The organism is Caballeronia temeraria, from assembly GCF_001544795.2.
In the GTDB taxonomy this organism is placed as follows: domain Bacteria; phylum Pseudomonadota; class Gammaproteobacteria; order Burkholderiales; family Burkholderiaceae; genus Caballeronia; species Caballeronia temeraria.
Genome location: NZ_FCOI02000019.1, coordinates 1 through 24,221, shown reverse-complemented (window position 1 = coordinate 24,221; position 24,221 = coordinate 1). Strand labels below are relative to the sequence as shown.

Below are 24,221 nucleotides of genomic sequence, written 5' to 3'. Positions count from 1 at the left end.
TTTCGCGCGGCGAAAGCGGGCGTCGTTATAATCGCCGTCCGACCTGGTCTTTTGGCTTTCCGCCCGTGAAAAAGCTCATCGCACTCGCCATCGCATCGATCGTTCTCACCGCCTGCTCGTCCGCCGAGAAGGAGGAGCAGAAAGAGCGCACGTTCCTGCTCTCGCAGCAATCGCTCGACACGGCCCAACGCAATGCGACCGTCGCGTGCCGTGACGCCGCGCAGTGCGATGCGGCCTGGAAGCTCACGAAGACCTACGTCGAGCAGAATTCGAAGGAACGCCTGACCCGCGCCGACGATGCCGCCATCGAAACCGAAGTGCCTTCGGGTTCGGGCAAGCCGGTGTTCTCCGCGACGCGCGTCGCGAGCGGCAACGGCGCGACCATCTCGCTCTTCGCGCAATGCAAGGGCATGTACGAGGACGAGCGCGTGCGCGGCTCCGACTTCGACGACTGCGCGACGAAAATCATCTCCGTTCAGAACGGCTTCGCATCATATCTGCGGGCGCATCTGCCCGCGCAGTGAGCCGGTAGACGTTATTGCGCGGGCAGCGAGCCGGACGCGCGCGGCGGGTTCGCCGGGAGCATCTCCGTGAGCGGCTCGACGGGCGGCGCGCCATAGAACGGACTTCTCTGCGCGGTGCGCCCGGCCGCTTCGGCGGCGCGCGCCTGTATTCCGTGCGCGATGCGCGCATACGACGCGACGACGAGACCCAGCGCGACCCCGAACACGATGCCCGCAAAGCGCTCGCCGAGCGGATTGCCGCCGATCGATGCCGCGGGCAGCGCCGCGAGCACGAAGAGCGCGCGGCCGAGCACGGGCAGCCAGGGCGCATCGGGCGTGCCGTGACGCCACGCGCGATACGCACGCGAGCCGCGCGACAGCGCCCACAGAATGGCGATCGGCAGCGCGAGCCCGAAGAGCACACCGCCCGCGAAGAACTGATAGACCCAGAAGTCGTGGCCGGCGGCCCATTTCCTGAACGCGTAGAAATCCTTCGCGCTGATCTGATCGGCAAGATCGGGCAGATACGAAGGCGCGTAGCGATAGTCGTGTCCATAGCCCATGCCGACGAGCGTCGACAGCGCCGATGACGTCGTCTGATCGACCTGGTCCTTCATTTCCGCGAGCCGCGCGATGGCGACCGGATCGCGCACGGGCGGCGCGTCCTGCACGAACGACATGCGCTGCATCCAGGGCTGCGCGATGGCCGGGAAGAACGTGACCGTCGCGGTGGACATCGCGGCGAGCAGCGCGAGAATCACGGTTGCGCGCAGGCCGGTGGCGAAGAAGTGGCGCATCGATGGCGCGGCGAGCCACGTCGCGTAGACGATCAGCAGCACGGTGCCGGCCAGAAGGCTCGGCGTGCCGAACAGAATCTCGATGACGATCGTCGCGAGAAAGAGCAGCACGGCGGATTTCGTGATGCGCTGCGCGAAGATGAATTCGTGCAGCAGCAGCCCTTGGAGGCAGAGGAACGTGACCGGCGCGACGCGAAGGTTCATGCTGACGGGGCCATCGGTCATCGCGATCTCGAAGCCGGCGCTGAACACGAGCGATGCGATCATCGACCCGATCAGCGCGCGTTCGATCTGTTCGAGACGGCGCGCATCCCACGGACGGCAGGCGACGAAATAGCCGAGCAGCATCAGCAGGAACGGCAGGATCACGCGGGCGTAGCTGCCGGCGTCGTTGCCTTGCAGCCATTGCGTGGCGACGCTGCCGACGATCGTCAGCAGAAAGAGCGACGTGACCAACGTGCGCATGCGCGAGCGGCGCGCGAAACGCGGTGCGATGAGCAGAATCGCGCAGGCCGCGCCCATCGACGTCACCGTCAGCAGAACGTCGACGACTCTGCTCGATGCCTCCACGCTCTTGAAATCGAACGCGAGCGGAAGCAGGCAGAGCCAGATCCAGACGACGGCGAACTTGTTGCGCATGACGGCCCCGGGGAAGCGTATTTTTTCGTCGAATGTAGCAGCGTCTTTTGATGCACGCGGTCGCGGCGGCGTCCTGCAACTAGGCTTCGGCGCGAAACGACGGACGCGCATGTGCGCCGCACCACGCTTGGTCGCGCGCGTTCGGGAGCGCGTTGCGACGACGCCACGCCGGGCGCTCCGTGTCCGCAAAGCACGGCATTCTGGCGGATCGCCGCGGATCATTGCACCGAAGATTGATTGGCCGGGAGCGATGTTTCCGGCCAGAGACCACTCAATATGCGCGATGTGCGTGCACGCGCCGGAACGAGGTACCCCGCGAGAATCGGGGACAGCAGGCCCACGAGGACGCGCGGTTTTCGCCGCGCGAGCCATTCGATAACAATCGACCCTCGCAGAAGGGACATGGCATGGGCTTGTCTGGCGCGGCATGCATGCAAGGCCACGATCGATCGATACACTCGATTCATCCGTGGACTCGCGATCATCGCCGAGATGAGTGGTCCGCCCCTGATCCATGCCGGGCCGCTTCCACGGCGGCCCGCTCAACGCGCGCGGTCACTTCGCGGCGCCACTCGAGCGGACGGGTTTCTATATCATGATGCGGCGATCACCGTGCTTCGCCCATCGTTGAGGAGACTCCCATGTCCGACACACTCAGCATCTCCACGCCCGACGGCAATTTCGACGCGTATGTCGCGTATCCCTCGCAAACGCCCGCGCCCGCCGTGGTCGTGCTTCAGGAGATTTTCGGCATCAACGCCGACATGCGCGAAACGTGCGATGAATATGCGCGTCAGGGCTATGTCGCGCTGTGCCCGGATCTTTTCTGGCGGCTCGAACCGAACGTCGAACTCACCGATCGCACCGAAGCCGAATGGCAGCAGGCGCTGAAGTACTACAACGCATTCGACGTGAACACGGGCGTCGAGGACATCGCGGCGACCATCGGCTTTGCGCGCGGCCTTGCGCAGGTGCAGGGCAAGATCGGCTCGGTCGGATTCTGCCTCGGCGGGCTGCTGTCGTTTCTGACGGCGGCGCGCACGGATGTCGATGCATCGGTGTCTTACTACGGCGGCGGCACAGATCAATACATCGGCGAACTGCCGAAGATCAAGGTGCCGCTCATGCTGCATCTCGCCGAAGAAGACGAGTTCATTCCCGCCGATGCGCGCAATCGCGTCCTCGCGGCCGCGAAAGGGCAGTCGAACGTCGAGACGTTCACGTATCCCGGCTGTCATCACGCGTTCGCGCGCAATCAGGGCGTTCATTACGATGCAGCCGCCGCGCAACTCGCCAACGGCCGCACGGCGGAGTTTTTCAGAAAGCACCTGAAGTAACGCCGCAAACAAGAACGCCGCCCGGATCGGGGCGGCGTCGGTTCATTTCTTTATCGAATGAGGCCGGCGAAACACGAGCCAGCGCGGCGACTTGAATCGCACGATGCTCATGTAGAGCCACACGTAAGTCGCCGCGAACACGACGACGAAGCAGAACAGATGCAGCGTGTGCCGCCAGAAGAGCGTCGCGGGAATCACGGCGACGAGACACAGCAGCCACAGATACGGCGACGTCAGCGAATTGCGCCGCGTCAGTTCGTGCGCGTTCTTCACGCCCACGGCCCAGCGCATCAGACGCTTGTAGACGAGCATGTGCAGATGCACGCCGTCCGGAATGCCGGGCGAGATGCCGCGAATGAACTTCTTGCGATAGATCGAGAAGCACGTCTCGAAGATCGGGTACATGAAGAGCAGCACGGGATACCACGCGGAGACATCGCGGTTGCGCATCACGAGCATGATCGAGAGTTCGCCCAGCATGAAGCCGACGAAGTACGCGCCGCCGTCGCCGAGAAAGATCAGGCCGGCGGGGAAGTTCCAGATGAAAAAGCCCATCACCGCGCCCATCATGATGAGCGAGCCGGACAGCACGACCGGATCGTGCACCTGGAACGCCACGTAGGCGAGCGAGGCGAACATCATGAAGCTGACCATCGACGCGAGGCCGTTGAAGCCGTCGATGATATTCACCGCGTTCGCGAGCGCCGCGACGGCGAGCACGGTGACGCCGCATGATATGACCGCGTAGGACAGCAGGAAGTCGAGCGGCGGCACGCTGATGCGCGTGACCGCGATATCCAGGAACGCGTAGGCGAGACCCGCGGCGGCCATCGTGCAGATGAGGCGCGCGAGCGGCGAGACGCGCTTCGTCAGGTCTTCGATGAGCCCCGACAAAAACGCCGGCAACCCGCACGCGACGATGCCGAGAATGCCGCCCGATACGGCGGGATAGCCCCAGCGCAACTGCACCGCCGATGCCGTGAGCCCGCAAATGATGCCCACGCCGCCGATGCGCGGCACGGGACGCGCGTGAAACTTCTGCACGCCGGCGAGATCGGTGTCGCCGAGCACGCCTTCCTGCAGGTGTGCGAAGCGCACGATCAACAAGGTCACGAGCAGCGAGACCAGAAAAGCAAGCGCGAAACTAAGCATGAAATAGAACCGGTTGGAAGAAGCGGCCCGGCACGCCGGAAAGACGGCGCGGGCCGCAGCGAGACTTTACGCGAACCCTTGCGGATTCTGCGACTGCCAGCGCCAGTGATCCACGCACATGCGTTCGATGCCGTGCTCCGCGCGCCAGCCGATCAGTTCCGCGGCGGCGGCCGGGTCGGCGTAGCAGGCGGCGATATCGCCCGGGCGGCGCGGCACGAGCTCGTACGGCACGGGCTTGCCCGACGCCGCTTCGAACGCCTTCACGACATCGAGCACGCTGTAGCCTTGCCCCGTGCCGAGATTCACGACGAAGCTGCGGTCGAGCTTCTTCAGCGCATCGATGGCTGCGATATGCCCGCGCGCCAGATCCACGACGTGAATGTAATCGCGCACGCCGGTGCCGTCGTGCGTATCGTAGTCGCTGCCGAACACGCGCAGGCGCTCCAGCTTGCCGACGGCCACCTGCGCCACATACGGCATGAGATTGTTCGGAACGCCCGCCGGATCTTCGCCGATCAACCCGCTTTCATGCGCGCCGACCGGATTGAAATAACGCAGCGTCGCGATGCGCCACGACGGATCGGACACTTCGAGATCGCGCAGGATCTGCTCGGCGATGAGCTTCGACTGGCCGTACGGATTCGTCGCGGAAAGCGGAAACGATTCGTCGATCGGCACGCTCTTCGGCACGCCGTACACCGTCGCCGACGAGCTGAACACGAAGTTGCGCACGTTGCGCGCTTTCATCACCTTGAGCACGGCGAGCAGGCTGCCGATGTTGTTCTCGTAGTACTCGACCGGCTTCGCGACCGATTCGCCCACGGCCTTGAGCGCCGCGAAGTGGATCGCGCTGCTGATCGCGTGCGCGTCGAAGATGCGATTGAGCGCGGCTTCGTCGCGTGCGTCGGCGTCGTAAAAGGTGACGCTCTTGCCTGTGATGCGCTCGACGCGCTTCAGCGATTCGGCGCGGCTGTTCACGAGATTGTCGATGACCACGACGCCGTAACCCGCGTCGAGCAGTTCGACGCACGTATGCGAACCGATGAAGCCCGCGCCGCCGGTGACGAGAATCGTGCCCTTCGTCGGCTGATTGCCATTCATCTTGTGCTCTCCCGATTGCATGCAATCAAAGTGAAATGCCGGTAATGGCATGTATTGTGCCCTTGTAGCGTTCGACGACATTCCTTTCGTCGAATTCGCTCGCGACCTTTTCGCGGCCGCGCCGCGCCATGACCGCCCGTTCGTCCGATGACAGCGTCAGCATGCGTTCGAGCGCGTCGGTCAGGCTGTCGGCGCTCTTCACTTCGCAGAGCAGGCCGTTCACGCCGTCCTCGACGACTTCGCGGCAGCCGGGCACATCGGTGGCGACGATGGGACGGCCCATCGCCGATGCTTCCATCAGCGTGCGCGGCACGCCTTCGCGATACGACGGCAGCACGACGCAATCCGCCGCGGCGACGAGCGGCCGCACGTCGTTCGCTTCGCCCAGATATTCGACGATATGCTCCGCTTCCCACTTCTGCACGTCGGTGCGGCTGATCGCGCTCGGATTGTCGACGCCGACCGGCCCGAGCAATTGGAAACGCGCGTGCGGAAACTTCGCGCGAATCCTGCGCGCGGCTTCGACATATTCCGCGACGCCTTTATCCCACAGAAGCCGTCCGATCAGGATGAACACGAAATCCTCGCGCGCGGGCAGCGGGGCAAGCGTGAATTCGTCGAGATCGACGCCTTCGCCGTGCAGACGCCGCGCGCGATCCGGATGCGCGAGCAGATTCTCGTGCAGGAATGCTTCGTGATCGTCGCGATTGAGGAACCAGACTTCGCGCGGGAAACGGAACGCGAAACGGTACAGCAGCTTCGCGACCTGCGCCGTGCGGCTCTTCTGGATGAAGACGTAGCCTAAGCCCGTCGTCACCGCGATCGACGGCACGCGCGCGAGCATGGCCGCGAGCGAGCCGTAGATGTTCGGCTTGATCGTGTAGTGAAACACGATATGCGGACGCGTCGCGCGATATTCGCGATACAGCGCGGCGAGCGTCTTGAGATCGTCGCGCGGATTGGTGCTCTTCGATGCGACCGGCAACTCGACGCAGCGGCAGCCCATTGCCTCGAGCGGCTCGAAGGTGCGATCGCGCGGCGCGATGATCGTCACTTGCGCGCCGCTCGCGGTCAGCATGCGCAGCACGCCTTGCCGATAGGTGTAGATCGCCCACGCCGTGTTGCACACGAGCGCGATGCGCAGATTCGACTTTGCTTTCTTCATCCGGAAGTCATGGAATAAGGTCATGCGGACGATGCGCGCTTCAGCACGCGCGCCTTCAATCCACGTAATGCGCGATACGGCAGAACGAGATGCGCGATGCTCTTCGCGACGCCCGCCCAGTCGAGCGGATTCGTCACGCGCAAGTGGCGCAGTTGCAGCCGCAGCGTCGACATGACCTGCGCGCGCCGCTTCGTCGCGCTGATGCCGCTTTCGTTGAGTTCGTAGTAGAGGCCGAATTCGGGCAGATTCGCGCCGTCGTGATGTTGCAGGAGACGCAGGATCAGATCGAGGTCTTCGGCGGCGCGATACTGCGCGCGATAGTTGCCCGCATCGATCACGGCATCGACACGCAGCATCAGCGACGGATGCGTGAAGCACGTGCGCGCGAGCATCATGCGGCGGATCGCGGCGGGCTCGCCGGGCGGCGTGAGATCGAAGAGCGGCGCGCCTTCGGTCGATACGACGTGCGTCCACATGCCGAGCACCGCGACGCGCGGATGCGCCTCCATATACGCGCGCTGCTTCGCGAGCCGCGCGGGCGTCGCGAGATCGCCGGCGTCGATGCGCGCCGCGTAGCGCACGCCGCGCGCGTGAAGCGCCGCGATGCCCGCTTCGAGCGCGCGCTCGATGCCGCCGTTCTGCGGCATGCGCAGAATCTCGATGCTCATGCCGTCGATGACGGGCGCGGCGATCGGCGGCGTGCTGCCATCGTCAACGATCAGCACGTCCACCGTCGACGTTTCGCGAAACGACGCGAGCGTGCGTTCGACATCGGCCTGGCCGTTGAACGCGGGCATGAGCACGGCGACATCGTGGAGTTCGTTCATGCGCGCAGCCGGAAGCGGATGTAGTAGAAGTTCACCGATGCCGCCGCGACATAACCCGCCGCGAGCCCGATCAGCGCGCCATAGCCTTCGATGCGCGGTATCGCGATCCAGTTCACCACGCACGCGACCGCGAGCGCGAAGAGCCATTTCGACAGCAGCACGTACTTCGCCTGATATTTCAGCACGACGAGATTGCCGATCGCCTCGATGCCCGCCGGCACGGAAAGCCACACGGCCCAGCGGAATATGTCCGCCGCGCCCGCATAGTTCGGACCGAACACGCGCGCGATGATGAAGCCCGCGAGCGCATCGAGGACGGCGGCGCCTGCGATCATCAGCACGGCGGTCATCGCGAGAAGACGCACGAGATTGCGCTTCAACCGCGCGATGTCCTGCACGCGATACACGAACGCCGGCGCGATAGTCTGCGCGAGCATCAACGCAAGCGCGATCCAGTTTTCGTTCAGTTGCTGCGCGGCGGAGTAGAGCCCGAGTTCCGCGAACGACACGCGATGCGCGAGCATCAGCCGGTCGAGCTTCAGGAACAGGTACATGCAGATGAGCCCGAGCCAGAACACCGTGCCCGCGCTCGCGAAATGTCTGAACAGTGCGCGGTCGAAGCGCCAGCCGAGCTTGCCGCCGTGACGCCGCATGTAATACGCGACGAGCGCGGCGCTGATCGCCGCGGCTTCGAGCGCCCAGAGCCAGCCGAAGCGCGGCGGCGCCGCCGCGATGCGCACGAGCGCGAAGACGAGCGCCGCCTTGACGATGGCCGCCGCCATGCTCGCGATGAGCTGCGGCTTGCTATACGTGAGGCTTTGCAGCCACGAATTGACCACGCCGATGAACGGCTCGCGAAAGAGCATCGTGACGGCGAGGCCGGCGAGCATCAGTCCGACCATCGGATCGGTGCCGCCCGCCGCGATCCAGATCCACGTGACGCAGAGCGCGACGATCGAGACACCCATGCGCAGCACGAACGCGCTGCCGAGCACTGCGCCGGTTTCCGCGCTCGTTCGATGAACGATGGTCGGCACGAGAATCTCCGCGCCGCAGACCCAGGTGATCGGCGCGATCACGAGCAGCAGCGTGTTCGCGTACTGCCATTTGCCGAAGTCGTCCGGACCGAGATAGCGCGCGAGCAAACCCGAAATGACGATGGCGACCGCGATCTGCGTGAGCCGCTCCAGCCCGAGCCAGACGATGTTGGCGAGCGCGCGGGCGACGTCCGGATTGCCGGAGCGCGTCAGCGCCTTCATGCGGGCAGACCTTGCTCGCAGGCAGGCACGGCGCGTGCTACCCGAGCCTGACGACCCCGCGCAAGCGAGCGAAGAGTCAAGTTTTGTGTGTTTGCACGCAGACGCGCCTCATTCGAAGGCATCGAGGCGAAAGAGCGTTTGAGCATTGGATTAGAATGAACGCGCAGGCTCGAACCGGGGTTTTTCCCCGCGAGCGCGCAACCACGAGAGCGCCGAAAGACAGCGATTATAAGTGCGATCCGCGGCCCGCCCGCTGCTGCTCCGGTTTTGCATCCTTTTGCTTCCAAATGTTTCTTTCGTATTGATTTAACAGACGCATAGGCAGAATTCGATACGTCATCTGGCAGTCGTTCGCGCGCTCTGCACATTGCTGTGCCGCGCCAACCGTCACGACCTGCATGCCCTCATGGCTGCATCGCCGAGAAACCATCAATTAATAGAGAAGAGGTAGCCATCTCATGAGCCAAGTTTCCCAATCCATCTTCAAGGCCTACGACATTCGCGGGATCGTCGGCAAGACGGTCGACAAGGACGTCGCCAGGAGCATCGGCCAGTCGTTCGGCAGCGAGATCAAAAAGCAGGGCGGCGATTCCGTCGTCGTCGCGCGCGATGGCCGCCTGTCCGGTCCGGAACTCGTCGGCGCGCTCGCGGATGGCCTGCGCGCGGCGGGCGTCGATGTCGTCGATATCGGCATGGTGCCGACGCCGGTCGGCTACTTCGCGGCGAGCGTGCCGCTGCCCTTGCCCTCGGGCGAGCGTCGCGTGGATTCGTGCATCGTCGTGACGGGCAGCCACAATCCGCCCGACTACAACGGCTTCAAGATGGTGCTGCGCGGCGCGGCGATCTACGGCGAGCAGATTCAGGGCTTGTACAAGCGTATCGTCGACGGCGACTTCACCACGGGCGAAGGCACGTACACGGAATTCGACGTGTCGCAGATGTATCTCGACCGCATCGTGTCGGACGTGAAGCCGGTGCGCGGAATGAAGATCGTCATCGATACGGGCAACGGCGTCGCGGGCGGTCTCGCGCCGCGTCTGTTCAAGGCGCTCGGCTGCGAACTCGTCGAACTGTTCACGGAGATCGACGGCAACTTCCCGAACCATCACCCGGACCCGGCCCATCCGGAGAATCTGCAGGACGTCATCAAGGCGCTCAAGGAAACGGACGCCGAAGTGGGCTTCGCATTCGATGGCGACGGCGACCGTCTCGGCGTCGTCACGAAAGATGGTCAGGTGATCTATCCGGATCGCCAGTTGATGCTGTTCGCGCAGGAAGTGCTGTCGCGCAACAAGGGCGGCCAGATCATCTATGACGTGAAGTGCACGCGCAATCTCGCGAAGTGGGTGCGGGAGCAGGGCGGCGAGCCGGTCATGTGGAAGACGGGCCACTCGCTCGTGAAGGCGAAGCTGCGCGAAACCGGCGCGCCGCTCGCGGGCGAAATGAGCGGCCACGTGTTCTTCAAGGATCGCTGGTACGGTTTCGACGACGGTTTGTACACCGGCGCGCGCATGCTCGAAATCCTCTCGCGCGTGGCGGACCCGAGCAAGCTGCTCAACGATCTGCCGAATTCGCTTTCCACGCCGGAACTGCAACTGAAGCTGCAGGAAGGCGAGAACTTCGAACTCATCGCGCGTCTGCAGAAATCGGCGAAGTTCACCGGCGCGGACGACGTGCTGACCATCGACGGTTTGCGTGTGGAATATCCGGATGGATTCGGCCTCGCGCGCTCGTCGAACACGACGCCGGTCGTCGTGATGCGTTTCGAAGCGGACAACGACGCGGCGCTGAAGCGCATTCAGGAAGATTTCCGCCGGGTGATTCTGGCGGAGAAGCCGGACGCGCAGTTGCCGTTCTGAGTCTCTCGGGCGTCGCACGATGCCCGATGAAAAGCGGTGCGATCGTTCCGATCGCGCCGCTTTTTTGCTTATCCGACGCGCAAGCCGCGCTAAAATCCCCGTTTCCCTGCTCACCGCGCCGCGCCGTCCGCGCCTTCCCATCCCAGCGTGCAAAAGATCCTGATTGTCCGCGTGTCGTCGCTCGGCGACGTCGTCCACAACATGCCGGCCATCGCCGACATCCGCCGCCGTTATCCCGATGCGCAGATCGACTGGCTCGTCGAGGAAAGTTTCGCGAGTCTCGTCGAACTGGTTCACGGCGTGCGCCGCGCGATCCCGTTCTCGCTCAGACGCTGGCGCAAGGCGTTCGCATCGCCCGCGAACTGGCGCGAGATCGGCAAGTTCAAGCGCGAGCTCGCCGCCGAAAAATACGATCTCGTGATCGACTGCCAAGGGCTCATCAAGACCGCCTGGGTGGCAAGCTGGGCGCGCGGGCCGCTCGTCGGCCTCGGCAATCGCACCGACGGCGCCGGCTACGAATGGCCGGTGCGCTTCTTCTACGACCGGCGCGTGCCGATCGAACCGCGCACGCACGTCGTCGAGCGCACGCGGCAACTCGTGGCGGCGGCGCTCGATCTGCCGAAGCCGCAGATGACCGACGACATCGACTTCGGCATCGACACACGCCGTGCGACGCTCGCCGTCTCCGCGCTCGGGCTGAACCTGCCGGTGCCGTATGTCGTGTTCGTGCACGCCACCTCGCGCGCCGACAAGCAGTGGCCCGAAGCCGCGTGGATCGAACTCGGTCAGATGCTCGTGACGCGCGGCGCGTCGATCGTGCTGCCGTGGGGCAGCGAGGCCGAACGCGCGACGAGCGAAAAGCTCGCGAAGGAATTCGGCGCGGCCGCGATCGTGCCGCCGAAAATGTCGCTGCCCGCAGTCGTCGGGCTGATCGAAGGCGCCGCGGCGACCGTCGGCGTGGACACGGGTTTGGTTCATATTGCCGCGGCGCTGAAGCGTCCGACCGTCGAGTTGTACAATTTCTCGACCGCATGGCGCACCGGCGGGTACTGGTCGCCGCAGGTCGTCAATCTCGGCGACGCAAGCCGGCATCCGACGCTTTCCGAAGTCAAGACCGCGCTCGCGGGCTTCGGCCTGCTGTAGCCTGCTGCTGGTCCGTTTTCATCGCGCGCTGCGCCGTGCCCGGGCAACTCAAGGTCGTAGACACATGACGGAATCTCAAATCATCGAAGTCGCTTCGGGCGACTGGCAAGGCGGCAACTTGTCCGTGCCGCGCGAGACGCTGCTCGCCGGCGTCGAAAACGGCAAGGTGCTGTATTTCCCCAATCTGCGCTTTCCGATCGAAGGCGGCGAGCTCGCGCTGCTCGATCCGAACATCGCCGATCCGAAGCGCAAGAACATCAGCCTCGCGCCCAACGGCGGCGCCCTGAACGGCGTGCTCGGCGACAACGTGATGCAGTCGGCGGTGCGCTCGCTCATCAAGCGCTATCAGGATCACGCGCGCTCGCTCGTCGACGGGCTCTTTCCCGAATACGACGGCAAGCTGCGCGTCGCGCCCACGAGTCTGCGGCTGCGTCAGGTCGAGACGCGCGAAACGTCGTGGCGCAAGGACGACGCCCGCCTTCACGTCGATGCCTTCCCTTCGCGGCCGACGCACGGCGAGCGCATCCTGCGCGTGTTCACGAACATCAATCCGCAAGGCGCGCCGCGCGTGTGGCGCGTGGGCGAGCCGTTCGAGGACATGGCGAAGCGCTTTTTGCCCGGCATCAAGGCGCAGGCGCCCGGCTCGGCGTGGCTCATGAATCTGCTGCACATCACGAAATCGCCGCGCAGCGAGTACGACCATCTGATGCTGCATCTGCATGATGCGATGAAGGCCGATCTCGACTATCAGAAGGACGCGCCGCAGGAAACGATGCCGTTCCCGCCCGGCTCGGTGTGGGTCTGCTTCTCCGATCACACCTCGCACGCGGTGATGTCCGGCCAGTTCATGATGGAGCAGACCTTCTTTTTGCCCGTCAAGGCGATGGCGCGTCCCGACTGCGCGCCGCTCGGCATTCTCGAGCGCCTGAAGGGCAAGGCGCTCGTTTGAGCGGCGCCGCGTCTTCCGTCGCCACGCCCGGCGCATCGGCTTCGGTGCTGAGGCTCGTCTATCGCGCGCTCTGGTGGATCGTCGCGCCGCTCGCGGTACTGCGGCTCTATATCCGCTCGCGCAAGGAGCGCGGTTATCGCGAACATATCGGCGAGCGCTTCGGACACATCGCGCCGCGCCGCGCCGACGATCTCGCGCCGCTCATCTGGGTGCACGCGGTGTCCGTCGGCGAGACGCGCGCGGCGCAACCGCTCATCGACGCATTGCTGAAAGCGCATCCCGAAGCGCGCGTGCTGCTCACGCACATGACGCCGAGCGGCCGCGCGACCGGCGTCGAACTGTTCGGCGACCGCGTGCTGCGCGGCTATCTTCCCTACGATCTGCCCGTTCTCGTGCGGCGCTTTCTGCGCGCGTGGCGGCCGTCGCTCGGCATCGTGATGGAGACGGAGGTCTGGCCGACGCTCATCGACGAATGCAGGCGCGCCGACGTCCCGCTCGTGCTGACCAACGCGCGCATGTCGGAGCGTTCGTACCGGCGCGCGGCGAAGTTCGGACGGGCGGCGCGCGAGGTGTTCGGCGGCTTTTCGCGCGTGCTCGCGCAGACGCCGTCCGACGCGGAGCGGCTCACCGCGCTCGGCGCGCGCAATGTCGCGGTGCTCGGCAACCTGAAGTTCGACATGACCGCGCCGCCCGAACTGGTCGCGCGCGGTCAGGCGTGGCGCGCGGCGATCGGCGATCGGCCCGTGTGGGTCGCGGCGAGCACGCGCGAGGGCGAGGAGACGCTCGTGTTGCGCGCGTTCGCCGCGCTCGATGTGCCCGGTGCGCTGCTGATCCTCGTGCCGCGTCATCCGCAGCGTTTCGACGAAGTATCGGCGCTGATCGCGAGTCTCGGGCTGACGAGCGCGCGCCGCTCGGTTTGGGCGCCGAAGCCGGCCGCGGCGGGATCGGGCGCGGATGTGCCGGAGCCGTTGCCCGCGAACGTGCAGGTCTTGCTCGGCGATTCGATGGGCGAGCTCGGCGCGTATTACGCGGCGGCGGATCTGGCGTTCATCGGCGGAAGTCTGTTGCCGCTCGGCGGGCAGAATCTGATCGAAGCGTGCGCGGCGGGCGTGCCGGTGCTGATCGGGCCGCATACGTTCAACTTCACGCAGGCCACCAACGACGCGATCGCGGCAGGCGCCGCACTGCGCGTGCAGGACCCGCAGGAACTGGCGCGCGGGCTGCGTGAAATCTTCAATGACAAAGCGAGACGTCTCTCGATGAGCGCGGCGGCTTCGGCCTTCGCGGCACGGCATCGCGGCGCGACGGAGCGGACGGTGAGCGTGTTGAGCGCCTTGCTCGACGAGGAAAGCGGCACGGCGAAGTAAGTGCGCGCAACTGACGTTTCCAGCTTCAATCGTCTGACCAAAAGAGGGTTGTACGACAAAATAGATCGGGGGATACTGAACCTCCGTCCGGTCCCTTCGAACGGACAGCAAGGGGCCCGATGCCTGCGAACGTGCTTGCCACTCTTTTAGAGGACGCGCATGCAAGATCTCATCAAGTCCGTCGTGAAAGACATGATGCCGCCGGGACTGCTGCGCCTGCTGCGGCCATCTCCCGCACCGGCCGACGCCTGGGGCACCGTCCGATACGGCGCGCATGGCCTCGTTCTGCCGGGCCACAGACGTTTCGAATACCGGCCATGCCCGGCGGACCGCTCGGTCTGCAGGCAGATCTTCTTTCTGCGCGAATACGCCACCGACCATCTGATGCGCGCGAAGGAAATCGCGGCGTTCTATGAAGCCTGCGAGACGCCGCTGATCGTCGATGCCGGCGCCAATATCGGCGCTGCCGCCGTGTGGTACGCGCTCACGTATCCGAAGGCGAAGATCGTCGCCATCGAGCCGGATGTCGCGAATTTCGCGCTGCTCGAGAAGAACGCGCAGGCGTTTCCGTTGATCACGCCGCTGAACGCCGCGATCGCGGCCAGGCGCGGCACGCTCTATCTCAACGATCCGGGCGGCGGCGAGTGGGCATTCCGCACGTCCGAGCAGCCCGTCGACAAAGGTTATGCCGTCGACGCCCTCACGCTCGAAGACGTGATGCCGGCGTCGGGCGTGACGCCGTTCATCCTCAAGATCGATATCGAAGGCGCGGAGTCGGACCTGTTCTCGCGCCATTGCGACGCGTTGAACATGTTCCCGATCATCATGATCGAGCTGCACGACTGGATGCTGCCCGGCGAATCGAACAGCCGCAATTTCCTGCAATGGCACGTCGAGATGAAGCGCGACTTCGTGCAGATCGGCGAGAACGCGGTGTCGATATCGAATTCGATCGCGATGACCTAGCGCGCGCTTCTTCGCATCTCAGGCAAGCAGCAGCCCCTTCTTCTCGATGAAGCGGATCACGTCATCGAGTCCGTCGAGCGCTTTCAGATTGCACATCACGAAGGGACGCTCGCCGCGCATCTTTTTCGCATCGCTCGCCATGATGTCGAGATTCGCGCCGACGTGAGGCGCGAGGTCGGTCTTGTTGATGACGAGCAGATCCGACTTCGTGATGCCCGGCCCGCCCTTGCGCGGAATCTTCTCGCCGCCGGCGACATCGATCACGTAGATGGTCAGATCGGAGAGTTCCGGGCTGAACGTCGCCGCGAGATTGTCGCCGCCGGATTCGATGAAGACGATATCCGCATCCGGAAACTTCGAGACCATGCGATCGACGGCTTCGAGATTGATCGACGCATCCTCGCGAATGGCCGTATGCGGGCAGCCGCCCGTTTCCACGCCCATGATGCGTTCGGCCGGCAACGCGCCCGCGACGGTCAGAAGGCGCTGATCTTCCTTCGTGTAGATATCGTTGGTGATGGCGACGAGATCGTATTTCTCGCGCATCGCCTTGCAGAGCATTTCGAGCAGCGTGGTCTTGCCGGAGCCGACCGGCCCGCCGACGCCGACGCGCAACGGCGGCAGTTTCTTGGTTCGGCGAGCGGCGGAAGAGTAAGCGGGAGCGTTCATGATGTGTCGGTTCAGGAGCGGAAAAGCCGCGAATATTGCGATTCGTGCCGCGCGGACAAAATGCCGAGCTGCGGTGCAAAGGTGTTGATCTCATCGGGCGATGTGGCGAGCGCGCGGCGCACGGCATCGTCGATCGGCTTGCGCAACGCCACGATGATGCGCTGCCCCGCAAGCTGGCCGAGCGGCACGGCCTTGAGCGCGGCGGCCGCCTGATTCTCGACCCAGCTGAAGGCATAGGCCGCGAGCGCGGCTTCCGGCGCGGCATCGTGCGCGAACGCGGCGAAGGCGAAGGCGGTCGGCTGCGCGATCGGTTTGATCGCGGCGAGCGTCGCGCGGCGTGCTGCGTCGCCCCATTCGAGCGATGCGCACAACTGCGCGAGCGACCAGCCCATCTGCTCCGTTTCGCGTTTCAGTTCCGCCGACTCGCGGCTCGCGATGTATTCATCGTTCGCGGCCTTCAACGCGGATGCGTTGTGCGAACGCCAGTATTCGATCTGATGCGCGAGCATCGGCAATTCGCCGCGTGCGAGCACGTTCGCGAGGCCGCTCGCGATCCAGTCGCCCGCGCTGTCGCCGTCGTGAATCAGGCCGTGTTCGATGGCCGCTTCGAGTCCCTGCGAATAGCTGAATGCGCCGATCGGCAAGGCCGGCGACGCGAGATGCAGCAGCGCCGTCAGTTCAGCGATGCGCATGGCCATGATGATGATGACCGTGGTCGTGACTGTGATCGTGCCCGCACGACGAATGATCGTGGTCATGCCCGTGATGCTCGTCGAAGACTTTTTGCGCGAGCGCGTAGTCTTCGTTGAATGTCTCGTCGTGACCATGCTTGTGGCCGCCGCCGTACGCGCCCGTTTCGGGCTGGAACGGCTGCGCTTCATGCGCGACGAGCACGCCCAGGCGCTTCAACATGTCTTCGAGCACCGGATCGGCTTCGAGCTTCAGATAGTCCGCGCCGATTTCGACAGGCGTATGCCGGTTGCCGAGGTGATACGCGGCGCGCGTGAGAAGACGCACGCTCGGCGCGCGCACGATGAGCACATCCTCCGCCGCCGCGACGACGCGCACGAAGCCGCCGTCATCCGCGACGAGCATGTCGCCGTCCGCGAGCACGGTGCCGCGCGGCATCACGAGAGCGACTTCCTCGCCGTTGTCGAGCGTGGCGGCGAGCCGGCTCTTGCAGCGCGCATCGAAGGGAAGAGTCAGGGTGGGCGCGCGCTTGACGAGCACGGGCGCGAGCTTGGCGGTCAGACGTTTGTCGATGGTACGCATGGCGGCTCAGAACAGGAAATAGCGCTGCGCCATCGGCAGAACGGTGGCGGGATCGCAGGTAAGCAATTGGCCATCGGCGATCACCTGATAGGTCTGCGGATCGACGCTGATGGACGGCTGCCATGCATTGTGAATCATGTCGGCCTTCGTCACATTGCGGCAGTTCTTCACCGCGACGATCTGTTTCTGCAAACCATAACGATCTGCGATGCGCGCTTCCATCGCCATCTGCGAGACGAACGTCAGCGACGTCTTGCCGAGCGCGCCGCCGCGCGTCGCGAACATCTCGCGATAGTGCACCGGCTGCGGCGTCGGAATCGATGCGTTCGGATCGCCCATCTGCGCGGCCGCGATCATGCCGCCTTTCACGATCATCGCGGGCTTCACGCCGAAGAACGCCGGTTCCCAGAACACGAGATCGGCCCACTTGCCCGGCTCGATGGAACCGACTTCATGCGCGATGCCATGCGTGATCGCCGGATTGATCGTGTACTTCGCCACGTAGCGCTTCGCGCGGAAGTTGTCGTTGCGCGCGTTGTCTTCCGGCAATGCGCCGCGTTGCACCTTCATCTTGTGCGCGGTCTGCCACGTGCGGATGATGACTTCGCCGACACGGCCCATCGCCTGCGAATCGGAAGAGAGCATCGACAGCGCGCCGAGATCGTGCAAGATGTCCTCCGCCGCGATGGTCTCGCGGCGAATGCGCGATTCCGCGAACGCGATATCTTCCGCGATTGACGGGTCCAGGTGATGGCACACCATCAGCATGTCGAGATGTTCGTCGAGCGTGTTGACGGTGTAGGGGCGCGTGGGATTCGTGGAAGAGGGCAGCACGTTCGATTCGCCCGCCACCTTGATGATGTCCGGCGCATGGCCACCGCCCGCGCCCTCCGTGTGATACGTGTGGATCGTGCGGCCCTTGAACGCGGCGATGGTCGTCTCGACGAAACCCGCTTCGTTCAGCGTGTCCGTGTGGATGGCGACTTGCGTGTCGGTGTCGTCGGCGACCGAGAGGCAATTGTCGATTGCGGCGGGCGTCGTGCCCCAGTCCTCGTGCAGCTTCAGGCCGATCGCGCCCGCCTTCACCTGTTCGATCAGCGGCTCGGGCAGGCTCGCGTTGCCCTTGCCGAGAAAGCCGAGATTGACCGGCCAGCCATCGGCGGCTTGCAACATGCGCTCCATGTGCCACGGGCCGGGCGTGCAGGTTGTCGCGTTGGTGCCGGTGGCGGGGCCGGTGCCGCCGCCGAGCATCGTCGTGACGCCGCTCGCGAGCGCTTCGTCGATCTGTTGCGGGCTGATGAAGTGGATGTGCGTATCGACACCGCCCGCGGTCACGATCATGCCTTCGCCCGCGATCACTTCCGTCGCCGCGCCGATCGCGATGTTCACGTTCGGCTGAATGTCCGGATTGCCCGCCTTGCCGATTGCGAAGATGCGTCCGCCCTTGATGCCGATATCGGCCTTCACGATGCCCCAGTGATCGAGGATCAGCGCATTGGTCACGACGGTATCGACCACGTCGGCGGCGGGGCGTTGCGACTGGCCCATGCCGTCGCGAATCACCTTGCCGCCGCCGAACTTCACTTCTTCGCCGTAGGTCGTGAAGTCGCGCTCGACTTCGATGATGAGATCGGTGTCGGCGAGGCGCACGCGGTCGCCGGTGGTCGGGCCGAACATTTCCGCATAAGCGCGGCGGCCGATGCGTAGCGTCATATCTGTCCTTTTTTAGAGCGGGCCCATGACGAGCGCGTTGAAGCCGTACACGTGGCGGTCGCCCGCCAGCGCGACGAGTTCCACGGTGCGTTCCTGACCGGGTTCGAAGCGCACTGCCGTGCCCGCCGCGATGTTCAACCGGAAGCCGCGCGCTTTCTCGCGCTCGAACTTGAGCGCCGCGTTGACTTCGTAGAAGTGGAAGTGCGAGCCGACCTGCACGGGCCGGTCGCCATGATTCGCGACGACGACCGTGACCGTCTCGCGGCCCGCGTTGAGCTCGTGCTCGCCGTCGTCGATGAAATATTCGCCGGGGATCATGGTGTCAGGGAATTGGATGATGAACGGTGACGAGCTTCGTGCCGTCGGGGAAGGTCGCTTCGATCTGGATGTCGGGAATCATCTCGGGCACGCCTTCCATCACGTCGTCGCGCGTGAGCAGCGTGGTGCCGTAGTGCATGACTTCGGCGACGGTCTTGCCGTCGCGCGCCGCTTCCATCAACGCTGCCGAGATGAACGCGACCGCTTCCGGATGATTGAGCTTCAGGCCGCGCGCGCGGCGACGCTCGGCGAGCAGGGCCGCGGTGAAGATCAGCAGCTTGTCCTTTTCTCTGGGCGTGAGTTTCATGGGCTTCTTTTATGGAGAAAAGTGTTTCGGGCTTTGCAATGCTAGCACCGGAATGCCTTGTTTTACGGGACTTTCGGGAAGCTTGCGGCTCACTGGATGAAGCGCTGCAATTCCACGGTCGAAGGCCGCTCGAAAATCTCGTCCGGCGCGCCCGATTCCCACACGCGCCCCTGATGCATGAACACGACCTTGTCGCTCACCTTGCGTGCGAAGCGCATTTCGTGCGTGACCATGATGAGCGTCATGCCGTCGCGCGCGAGGTCTTCGACGACCGCGAGCACTTCGCCGACGAGTTCGGGATCGAGCGCCGACGTGATCTCGTCGCAGAGCAGGACGCTGGGCTTCATCGCGAGTGCGCGCGCGATCGCGACGCGCTGCTGCTGGCCGCCGGAAAGCTGATCGGGATAGGCATCGAACTTGTCGCCGAGGCCGACGCGTTCGAGCACCGTATGCGCACTCGCGCGCGCCTTCGCCTTATGGATCTTCTTGACGACGGTCTGCGCGAGCATCACGTTTTCGCCGGCAGTGAGATGCGGAAAGAGGTTGTACTGCTGGAACACCATGCCGACTTTGAGACGCAGCGCGCGCAGGTCGGCATGACGGGCATCGATATGCTCGCCGTCGATTTCGATCGAGCCTTCGTCGATGCTTTCCAGCCCGTTCAAGGTGCGCAGCAACGTGCTCTTGCCCGAGCCGCTGCGCCCGATGATCGACACGACCTGTCCCCGCTCGACGGCGAAGTCGATACCCTTCAGCACCTGAATCGCGCCGAACTGCTTCTGAAGATTGCGGGTTTCAACGAGCGGCATTCCATTTCCTTTCGAGCGTGCGCGCATAGCGCGTCAGCGGATAGCAAAGCAAGAAGTAGATGACGGCGACGAGCCCGTACACGAGAAACGGCCGGAACGTGGCGTTCGAAATCATCGTGCCGGCCTTCGTGAGTTCGGTGAAGCCGATGATCGACACGAGCGCCGTGTCCTTCACCGCCTGCACCGCGAAGCCGACCGTCGGCCCGACTGCGATGCGCGTCGCTTGCGGCAGGATCACGTGACGCAGTTGTTCGATGTAATTCATCGCCAGCGACGACGATGCTTCCCACTGTCCCTTCGGCACCGCTTCGACCGCGCCGCGCCAGATTTCCGCGAGATAGGCGCTCGTGAAGAGCGTGAGGCCGACGCTCGCCGCGAGCCACGGCGATACATCGATGCCGACGAGCGGCAAGCCGAAGAACACGAGGAACAGTTGCATCAGAAGCGGCGTGCCCTGAAAGACCTGGATATAGCCTTTGACGAGCACGCGCAGCACCTGCGACTTCGACACGCGCATCACGAGCAGCACGAAGCCGACAATGCCGCCCAGCACGAACGACACGATCGACAGCACGACGGTCCAGCGCGCCGCGAGCAGCAGATTCTCGAAGATCTGCGCGAGGGTGAATTCGATCATCGCGCGGCGCTCCGGTTGTTCATCAGCCAGCGCTTGCCCATTGCGTTCAGCGCGGCGCGCAACACGAGCGCCATCACGAGATACGCGGCCGTGATGAAGAAGCACGTCTCGAACGCGCGGAAGTTGCGCGACTGGATATAGCTCGCGGCGTAGGTCAGATCGGGGACCGAGATCTGCGATACGACCGCCGAGCCGAGCATCGTGATGACGATCTGACTCGTCAATGCGGGGAATACTTTAGCGAGTGCTTGCGGCAGCACGACATGACGAAACGTCTCGCCACGCGACATCGCAAGTGAAGCAGCGGCTTCGTGATGACCTTTCGGCACCGCGGCGATGCCCGCGCGGATGATCTCGATCGAATACGCGCCGAGATTGAGCGTCATCGCGAGAATGGCCGCTACATATTCGCTCAGGTGAATGCCGAGCGCGGGCAGTCCGAAGAACACGAAGAACAGTTGCACGATGAACGGCGTGTTGCGGACCGCCTCGACATAACCGCCGACGATTCTCGCGAGCCACGCGTGCCGGCTGTTGCGCGCGGCGGCGCCGAGCACGCCGACCGACACGCCGAGCGTCGTCGAGACGGCGGTCAGCGCGAGCGTCGTCGCCGCGCCGCTCGCGAACATGCCCGCGTATTGCGCGAGATCGGCGAAGTGGAGTTCATAGGCCATACGATGCCGCGCTCTCGATCAAAGGCTCGCGGGCAGCGGCTGATTGAACCACTTCTTCGACATCGTGTTGAGCGTGCCGTCCTTCTTCGCCTGCGCGATGGTGTCGTCGACCTTGGTCATCAGACGCGGCTCGTTCTTGTTCATGCCGACGAAGCACGGCGAATCCTTGATGATGAACTTCGCTTCGGGACGGCGCGGCGGATTCTTCGACAGGATCGCCGCCGCGACGATGTTGCCCGCCGCGATCAGTTGCACCTGTCCCGAGAGAAACGCGGAGATGGTCGCGTTGTTGTCCTCGAAGCGCTTGATGGTTGCGTTGGGCGCCATCTGCGAGAGCGCGATTTCTTCGAGCGCGCCGCGCGTGGCGCCTACCGTTTTGCCGGTGAGATCGGCGGGATTCGTCACCTTGATGTCGGCGGGACCGAACACACCCTGGAAGTAGGGGGCGTAGGCGGTCGAGAAATCGAGCACTTTCTCGCGCTCCGGCGTCTTGCCGAGCGATGAGATCACGAGATCGACCTTGTTGGTCGTCAGATACGGAATGCGGTTCGCGCTGTTGACGGGCACGAGTTCGAGCTTCACGTTCATCGACTTGGCCAGCAGCGCGGCCATGTCGACGTCGTAGCCTTGCGGCTTCATGTCCGCGCCGACCGAGCCGAACGGCGGATAGTCTTCGGGCACGGCCACACGCAGTGTGCCGTTCTTCGCGATGGTGTCGAGTGCGTCAGCGTGCGCGGCGAGAGGCGCGAGGGAAAGCAGCAGCGCGGCGATCGCGGTGCGTCGCGCGCGGGAGAACGAGGTGAGCGTGGTGAACATCGATGATCCTTCGGTCTTGAACGGCCGCGTTGGAATGCGCGGCTCTCGAGCGAAGGCTTAAAGCGAGAGTCGTGCCATCGATGCTTCTTTCTTATGCTGTCTGCGTCTGCCGGTTTCGCGCATGCCGTCGCGCACAAGGTCTGTGCAGACGCATGCGCTTCGATGGTGCGGACTAGGTAGTCCACAACCGAAGCGGCCGCGCATCGACGCCATGCACGATTGGACGCAGATGCGCCCAGCAAGCGGTGAGTGCGTTTTGCAGCGGCTCCATCGAGCGGCCGATCGCGCGCAGGATGAGCACGCCTGGCGCGACGCACGATGCGCCCGCGCGGAGTTCATCGTCGAAGGGCAGTTGCGCGGTGAGGGCTTCGGCGAGCGCATCGTCGCAGGCGGCGCCGATGGCCCAGAGCGTGCCGTATGCGGGAAATCCCGCGAGACCTTGTGCGGCAACGCGCAGCGGATCGCGTGCGTCGACGAGCGCGCGCTCGAACCAGAGCGTCGTGCCGTCGGCATGCGCAATACGCGACGTGGCCTTGATATACCCTTGCGTCCACTTCTCGCCGGCGGCGGCGCGGCCGAGCAGCATCGCGTCCCAGCCGATCGCGCTCGCGCCTTCATCGAGCGTGAGATTGAATTCGAGTTCGATGTTCGACGATTCGAACACGATGTTGTTCTGCGGCAGCCAATCGAGCTTTGCGTGCGCGGCCAGACCGATATCGATGCGCTGCGTCGCGAGCCTGCCGTTGGCCTTGTACCACTTGGTTGCGCCGGGCGTCGTGATGACGGCGTGTGTGTGTTCTTGCAGACGAACGTCGATGGACAGACGATCGCCGCCCGCGACGCCGCCGGGCGGATGCACGATCACCGAATGACAGATATCGCCTTCGGGGTAGAGCGGCCGTTGCAGACGCAGCGGACCTTCGTGCTTGCGATGAACGCAAACCGTGCGGCCATGCTGATGTGCGTAGCCGAGTTCGAGCGAGCCGCGCCAGATGTTTGGATCGGCGAGCGTTGCGTGCGATTCGTGGTGCATGAGCGATGCGTGTCGGAGCGGAGCCTAGATCATACGGCGATCAGCTCGCGCACTCCATGCGCGTCCATTTCCGAGCCGGCGCCGCCCGCGACGATTTCGCCGCGGCTCATGACCCAGTACTGGTCCGCGAGCTCGCGCGCGAAGTCGTAATACTGCTCGACGAGCAGCACCGTCATGCCCATTTCGTCGACGAGTTGGCGCAGCGTCCTGCCGATGTCGCGGATGATCGAAGGCTGGATGCCTTCGGTCGGTTCATCGAGGATGAGCAGTTGCGGCTCGCTCATCAGCGCGCGGCCGATTGCGAGTTGCTGTTGCTGACCGCCGGAGAGATCGCCGCCGCGGCGGTTTTTCATGTCTTTCAGGACTGGGAAGAGGGCGTAGATGTGGTCGGGAATTTTCGACGGAGCTTTGCGGCTCGCTGCGCCGACTAGCAGGTTTTCTTCGACGGTGAGTCGGCCGAAGATGTCGCGTCCTTGTGGCACGTAGGCGAGACCGTGCGCGACGCGCGCATGGGTTGGCATCGACGAGAGCTTGTTGCCACGCCAGGCGATGGTGCCGCTTTTCGTTGGCACGACGCCCATCAGACAGCGCAGAAGCGTCGTTTTGCCTACGCCGTTGCGACCTAGCAGGACGGTCAGCTTTCCGTCGGGGACGGTCATCTTCACATCGCGGAGGATGTGGCTGCCGCCGTAGTATTGGTTCAGGTTTTCTACTTCTAGCATTTTCGCCGGATCCCGTATTCGTGTTGGTCTATTAGCACTGCCCCTGTGCGGGGCGGCAGTCACTTTCTTTGCTGCTGCAAAGAAAGTAACCAAAGAAAGCAGCTTTTCAGGCCCGCGGTCACACGCACGTTGGGTAGTTCTCTCGTCCTCGATGGCACTCGCCTAAAGAGTGCCCTCATCACAATCA

The 24,221-nt window shown here is 64.3% G+C and carries 25 protein-coding genes; 7 read left to right on the top strand and 18 right to left on the bottom strand.

Annotation, left to right across the window (positions count from 1 at the left end):
- Positions 1-65 precede the first annotated feature (65 nt).
- Complete coding sequence (locus AWB76_RS24490; protein ID WP_061162726.1) at positions 66-524, top strand: hypothetical protein; 459 nt, start codon at positions 66-68, stop codon at positions 522-524.
- Between the two features lie 11 nt (positions 525-535).
- Here the strand turns inward: AWB76_RS24490 and AWB76_RS24485 are convergent, their stop codons facing one another.
- Positions 536-1,939, bottom strand: coding sequence for a hypothetical protein (locus tag AWB76_RS24485; RefSeq protein WP_061162725.1), 1,404 nt, complete (start codon positions 1,937-1,939; stop codon positions 536-538).
- A gap of 641 nt (positions 1,940-2,580) precedes the next feature.
- Between AWB76_RS24485 and AWB76_RS24480 the strand changes: the two genes are divergently transcribed.
- A complete protein-coding gene (locus tag AWB76_RS24480; protein ID WP_061162724.1) occupies positions 2,581-3,276 on the top strand; it encodes a dienelactone hydrolase family protein in 696 nt (231 codons plus the stop codon).
- Positions 3,277-3,318: 42 nt separating this feature from the next.
- Here the strand turns inward: AWB76_RS24480 and AWB76_RS24475 are convergent, their stop codons facing one another.
- The 5 genes from AWB76_RS24475 to AWB76_RS24455 all read right to left on the bottom strand — a co-directional run bounded on the left by AWB76_RS24475 (position 3,319) and on the right by AWB76_RS24455 (position 8,780).
- Complete coding sequence (locus tag AWB76_RS24475; RefSeq protein ID WP_061162723.1) at positions 3,319-4,428, bottom strand: MraY family glycosyltransferase; 1,110 nt, start codon at positions 4,426-4,428, stop codon at positions 3,319-3,321.
- Positions 4,429-4,494: 66 nt separating this feature from the next.
- Positions 4,495-5,529, bottom strand: a complete 1,035-nt coding sequence (gene galE / locus AWB76_RS24470) for a UDP-glucose 4-epimerase GalE (RefSeq protein ID WP_061162837.1) — start codon at positions 5,527-5,529, stop codon at positions 4,495-4,497.
- A 25-nt stretch (positions 5,530-5,554) separates the two neighbouring features.
- Positions 5,555-6,694 (bottom strand): glycosyltransferase family 4 protein, encoded by a 1,140-nt coding sequence (locus tag AWB76_RS24465; RefSeq protein ID WP_061162722.1) that lies wholly within the window; start codon positions 6,692-6,694, stop codon positions 5,555-5,557.
- A gap of 20 nt (positions 6,695-6,714) precedes the next feature.
- Positions 6,715-7,521: a glycosyltransferase gene (locus AWB76_RS24460; protein ID WP_061162721.1), complete on the bottom strand. Its 807-nt coding sequence runs from the start codon at positions 7,519-7,521 to the stop codon at positions 6,715-6,717.
- The gene (locus AWB76_RS24455; RefSeq protein ID WP_061162720.1) at positions 7,518-8,780 is read right to left on the bottom strand and encodes an oligosaccharide flippase family protein; all 1,263 of its coding nucleotides are present in this window, start codon (positions 8,778-8,780) and stop codon (positions 7,518-7,520) included. Before AWB76_RS24455 ends, AWB76_RS24460 begins: the two co-directional genes overlap by 4 nt.
- A 458-nt stretch (positions 8,781-9,238) precedes the next feature.
- Here AWB76_RS24455 and AWB76_RS24450 point away from each other — a divergent pair, with 458 nt between their 5' ends.
- The 5 genes from AWB76_RS24450 to AWB76_RS24430 all read left to right on the top strand — a co-directional run bounded on the left by AWB76_RS24450 (position 9,239) and on the right by AWB76_RS24430 (position 15,064).
- Complete coding sequence (locus AWB76_RS24450) at positions 9,239-10,639, top strand: phosphomannomutase/phosphoglucomutase (RefSeq protein WP_061162719.1); 1,401 nt, start codon at positions 9,239-9,241, stop codon at positions 10,637-10,639.
- A 147-nt stretch (positions 10,640-10,786) separates the two neighbouring features.
- Positions 10,787-11,782, top strand: a complete 996-nt coding sequence (gene waaC, locus AWB76_RS24445; RefSeq protein ID WP_061162718.1) for a lipopolysaccharide heptosyltransferase I — start codon at positions 10,787-10,789, stop codon at positions 11,780-11,782.
- Between the two features lie 64 nt (positions 11,783-11,846).
- Complete coding sequence (kdoO, locus tag AWB76_RS24440) at positions 11,847-12,731, top strand: Kdo hydroxylase KdoO (protein WP_061162717.1); 885 nt, start codon at positions 11,847-11,849, stop codon at positions 12,729-12,731.
- A gap of 44 nt (positions 12,732-12,775) precedes the next feature.
- The gene (waaA, locus tag AWB76_RS24435) at positions 12,776-14,098 is read left to right on the top strand and encodes a lipid IV(A) 3-deoxy-D-manno-octulosonic acid transferase (RefSeq protein WP_061162836.1); all 1,323 of its coding nucleotides are present in this window, start codon (positions 12,776-12,778) and stop codon (positions 14,096-14,098) included.
- A gap of 159 nt (positions 14,099-14,257) precedes the next feature.
- Positions 14,258-15,064, top strand: coding sequence for an FkbM family methyltransferase (locus tag AWB76_RS24430; protein ID WP_061162716.1), 807 nt, complete (start codon positions 14,258-14,260; stop codon positions 15,062-15,064).
- A gap of 18 nt (positions 15,065-15,082) precedes the next feature.
- Here AWB76_RS24430 and ureG read toward each other — a convergent pair whose 3' ends face one another.
- From ureG to urtE, 12 genes are all read right to left on the bottom strand, one after another.
- Positions 15,083-15,733 carry an urease accessory protein UreG gene (ureG, locus tag AWB76_RS24425; RefSeq protein WP_061162715.1) on the bottom strand — a complete coding sequence of 217 codons (651 nt, stop codon included), beginning with the start codon at positions 15,731-15,733 and terminating at the stop codon, positions 15,083-15,085.
- 11 nt (positions 15,734-15,744) lie between these two features.
- Positions 15,745-16,425 carry an urease accessory protein UreF gene (locus tag AWB76_RS24420; RefSeq protein ID WP_061162835.1) on the bottom strand — a complete coding sequence of 227 codons (681 nt, stop codon included), beginning with the start codon at positions 16,423-16,425 and terminating at the stop codon, positions 15,745-15,747.
- Positions 16,412-17,005, bottom strand: a complete 594-nt coding sequence (gene ureE, locus AWB76_RS24415) for an urease accessory protein UreE (RefSeq protein ID WP_061162714.1) — start codon at positions 17,003-17,005, stop codon at positions 16,412-16,414. The genes AWB76_RS24420 and ureE overlap by 14 nt, the downstream gene beginning before the upstream one ends.
- A gap of 6 nt (positions 17,006-17,011) precedes the next feature.
- Positions 17,012-18,718, bottom strand: a complete 1,707-nt coding sequence (ureC, locus tag AWB76_RS24410) for an urease subunit alpha (RefSeq protein WP_061162713.1) — start codon at positions 18,716-18,718, stop codon at positions 17,012-17,014.
- 12 nt (positions 18,719-18,730) lie between these two features.
- A complete protein-coding gene (locus AWB76_RS24405; protein ID WP_008342484.1) occupies positions 18,731-19,036 on the bottom strand; it encodes an urease subunit beta in 306 nt (101 codons plus the stop codon).
- A 4-nt stretch (positions 19,037-19,040) separates the two neighbouring features.
- Complete coding sequence (locus tag AWB76_RS24400; protein WP_008342482.1) at positions 19,041-19,343, bottom strand: urease subunit gamma; 303 nt, start codon at positions 19,341-19,343, stop codon at positions 19,041-19,043.
- A gap of 89 nt (positions 19,344-19,432) precedes the next feature.
- Entirely contained in the window at positions 19,433-20,152 is a 720-nt protein-coding gene (locus AWB76_RS24395; RefSeq protein ID WP_061162712.1) for an amino acid ABC transporter ATP-binding protein, read from the bottom strand.
- The gene (locus AWB76_RS24390) at positions 20,139-20,789 is read right to left on the bottom strand and encodes an amino acid ABC transporter permease (protein WP_061162711.1); all 651 of its coding nucleotides are present in this window, start codon (positions 20,787-20,789) and stop codon (positions 20,139-20,141) included. The genes AWB76_RS24395 and AWB76_RS24390 overlap by 14 nt, the downstream gene beginning before the upstream one ends.
- Positions 20,786-21,463: an amino acid ABC transporter permease gene (locus tag AWB76_RS24385; protein ID WP_061162710.1), complete on the bottom strand. Its 678-nt coding sequence runs from the start codon at positions 21,461-21,463 to the stop codon at positions 20,786-20,788. Before AWB76_RS24385 ends, AWB76_RS24390 begins: the two co-directional genes overlap by 4 nt.
- An 18-nt stretch (positions 21,464-21,481) precedes the next feature.
- Positions 21,482-22,279, bottom strand: a complete 798-nt coding sequence (locus AWB76_RS24380; RefSeq protein ID WP_061162709.1) for a transporter substrate-binding domain-containing protein — start codon at positions 22,277-22,279, stop codon at positions 21,482-21,484.
- Positions 22,280-22,451: 172 nt separating this feature from the next.
- On the bottom strand, positions 22,452-23,312 hold the full coding sequence (locus AWB76_RS24375) for an urease accessory protein UreD (protein WP_061162708.1): 861 nt from the start codon (positions 23,310-23,312) through the stop codon (positions 22,452-22,454).
- 29 nt (positions 23,313-23,341) lie between these two features.
- Positions 23,342-24,034 carry an urea ABC transporter ATP-binding subunit UrtE gene (urtE, locus tag AWB76_RS24370; protein WP_061162707.1) on the bottom strand — a complete coding sequence of 231 codons (693 nt, stop codon included), beginning with the start codon at positions 24,032-24,034 and terminating at the stop codon, positions 23,342-23,344.
- Positions 24,035-24,221 lie beyond the last annotated feature (187 nt).

Coding starts and splice junctions, on each gene's coding strand:
- AWB76_RS24485 (WP_061162725.1), bottom strand. CDS start 1,939: ATGCGCAACAAGTTCGCCGTCGTCTGGATCTGGCTCTGCCTGCTTCCG.
- AWB76_RS24480 (WP_061162724.1), top strand. CDS start 2,581: ATGTCCGACACACTCAGCATCTCCACGCCCGACGGCAATTTCGACGCG.
- AWB76_RS24475 (WP_061162723.1), bottom strand. CDS start 4,428: ATGCTTAGTTTCGCGCTTGCTTTTCTGGTCTCGCTGCTCGTGACCTTG.
- galE (WP_061162837.1), bottom strand. CDS start 5,529: ATGAATGGCAATCAGCCGACGAAGGGCACGATTCTCGTCACCGGCGGC.
- AWB76_RS24465 (WP_061162722.1), bottom strand. CDS start 6,694: ATGAAGAAAGCAAAGTCGAATCTGCGCATCGCGCTCGTGTGCAACACG.
- AWB76_RS24460 (WP_061162721.1), bottom strand. CDS start 7,521: ATGAACGAACTCCACGATGTCGCCGTGCTCATGCCCGCGTTCAACGGC.
- AWB76_RS24455 (WP_061162720.1), bottom strand. CDS start 8,780: ATGAAGGCGCTGACGCGCTCCGGCAATCCGGACGTCGCCCGCGCGCTC.
- AWB76_RS24450 (WP_061162719.1), top strand. CDS start 9,239: ATGAGCCAAGTTTCCCAATCCATCTTCAAGGCCTACGACATTCGCGGG.
- kdoO (WP_061162717.1), top strand. CDS start 11,847: ATGACGGAATCTCAAATCATCGAAGTCGCTTCGGGCGACTGGCAAGGC.
- AWB76_RS24430 (WP_061162716.1), top strand. CDS start 14,258: ATGCAAGATCTCATCAAGTCCGTCGTGAAAGACATGATGCCGCCGGGA.
- ureG (WP_061162715.1), bottom strand. CDS start 15,733: ATGAACGCTCCCGCTTACTCTTCCGCCGCTCGCCGAACCAAGAAACTG.
- AWB76_RS24420 (WP_061162835.1), bottom strand. CDS start 16,425: ATGCGCATCGCTGAACTGACGGCGCTGCTGCATCTCGCGTCGCCGGCC.
- ureE (WP_061162714.1), bottom strand. CDS start 17,005: ATGCGTACCATCGACAAACGTCTGACCGCCAAGCTCGCGCCCGTGCTC.
- ureC (WP_061162713.1), bottom strand. CDS start 18,718: ATGACGCTACGCATCGGCCGCCGCGCTTATGCGGAAATGTTCGGCCCG.
- AWB76_RS24405 (WP_008342484.1), bottom strand. CDS start 19,036: ATGATCCCCGGCGAATATTTCATCGACGACGGCGAGCACGAGCTCAAC.
- AWB76_RS24400 (WP_008342482.1), bottom strand. CDS start 19,343: ATGAAACTCACGCCCAGAGAAAAGGACAAGCTGCTGATCTTCACCGCG.
- AWB76_RS24395 (WP_061162712.1), bottom strand. CDS start 20,152: ATGCCGCTCGTTGAAACCCGCAATCTTCAGAAGCAGTTCGGCGCGATT.
- AWB76_RS24390 (WP_061162711.1), bottom strand. CDS start 20,789: ATGATCGAATTCACCCTCGCGCAGATCTTCGAGAATCTGCTGCTCGCG.
- AWB76_RS24385 (WP_061162710.1), bottom strand. CDS start 21,463: ATGGCCTATGAACTCCACTTCGCCGATCTCGCGCAATACGCGGGCATG.
- AWB76_RS24380 (WP_061162709.1), bottom strand. CDS start 22,279: ATGTTCACCACGCTCACCTCGTTCTCCCGCGCGCGACGCACCGCGATC.
- AWB76_RS24375 (WP_061162708.1), bottom strand. CDS start 23,312: ATGCACCACGAATCGCACGCAACGCTCGCCGATCCAAACATCTGGCGC.
- urtE (WP_061162707.1), bottom strand. CDS start 24,034: ATGCTAGAAGTAGAAAACCTGAACCAATACTACGGCGGCAGCCACATC.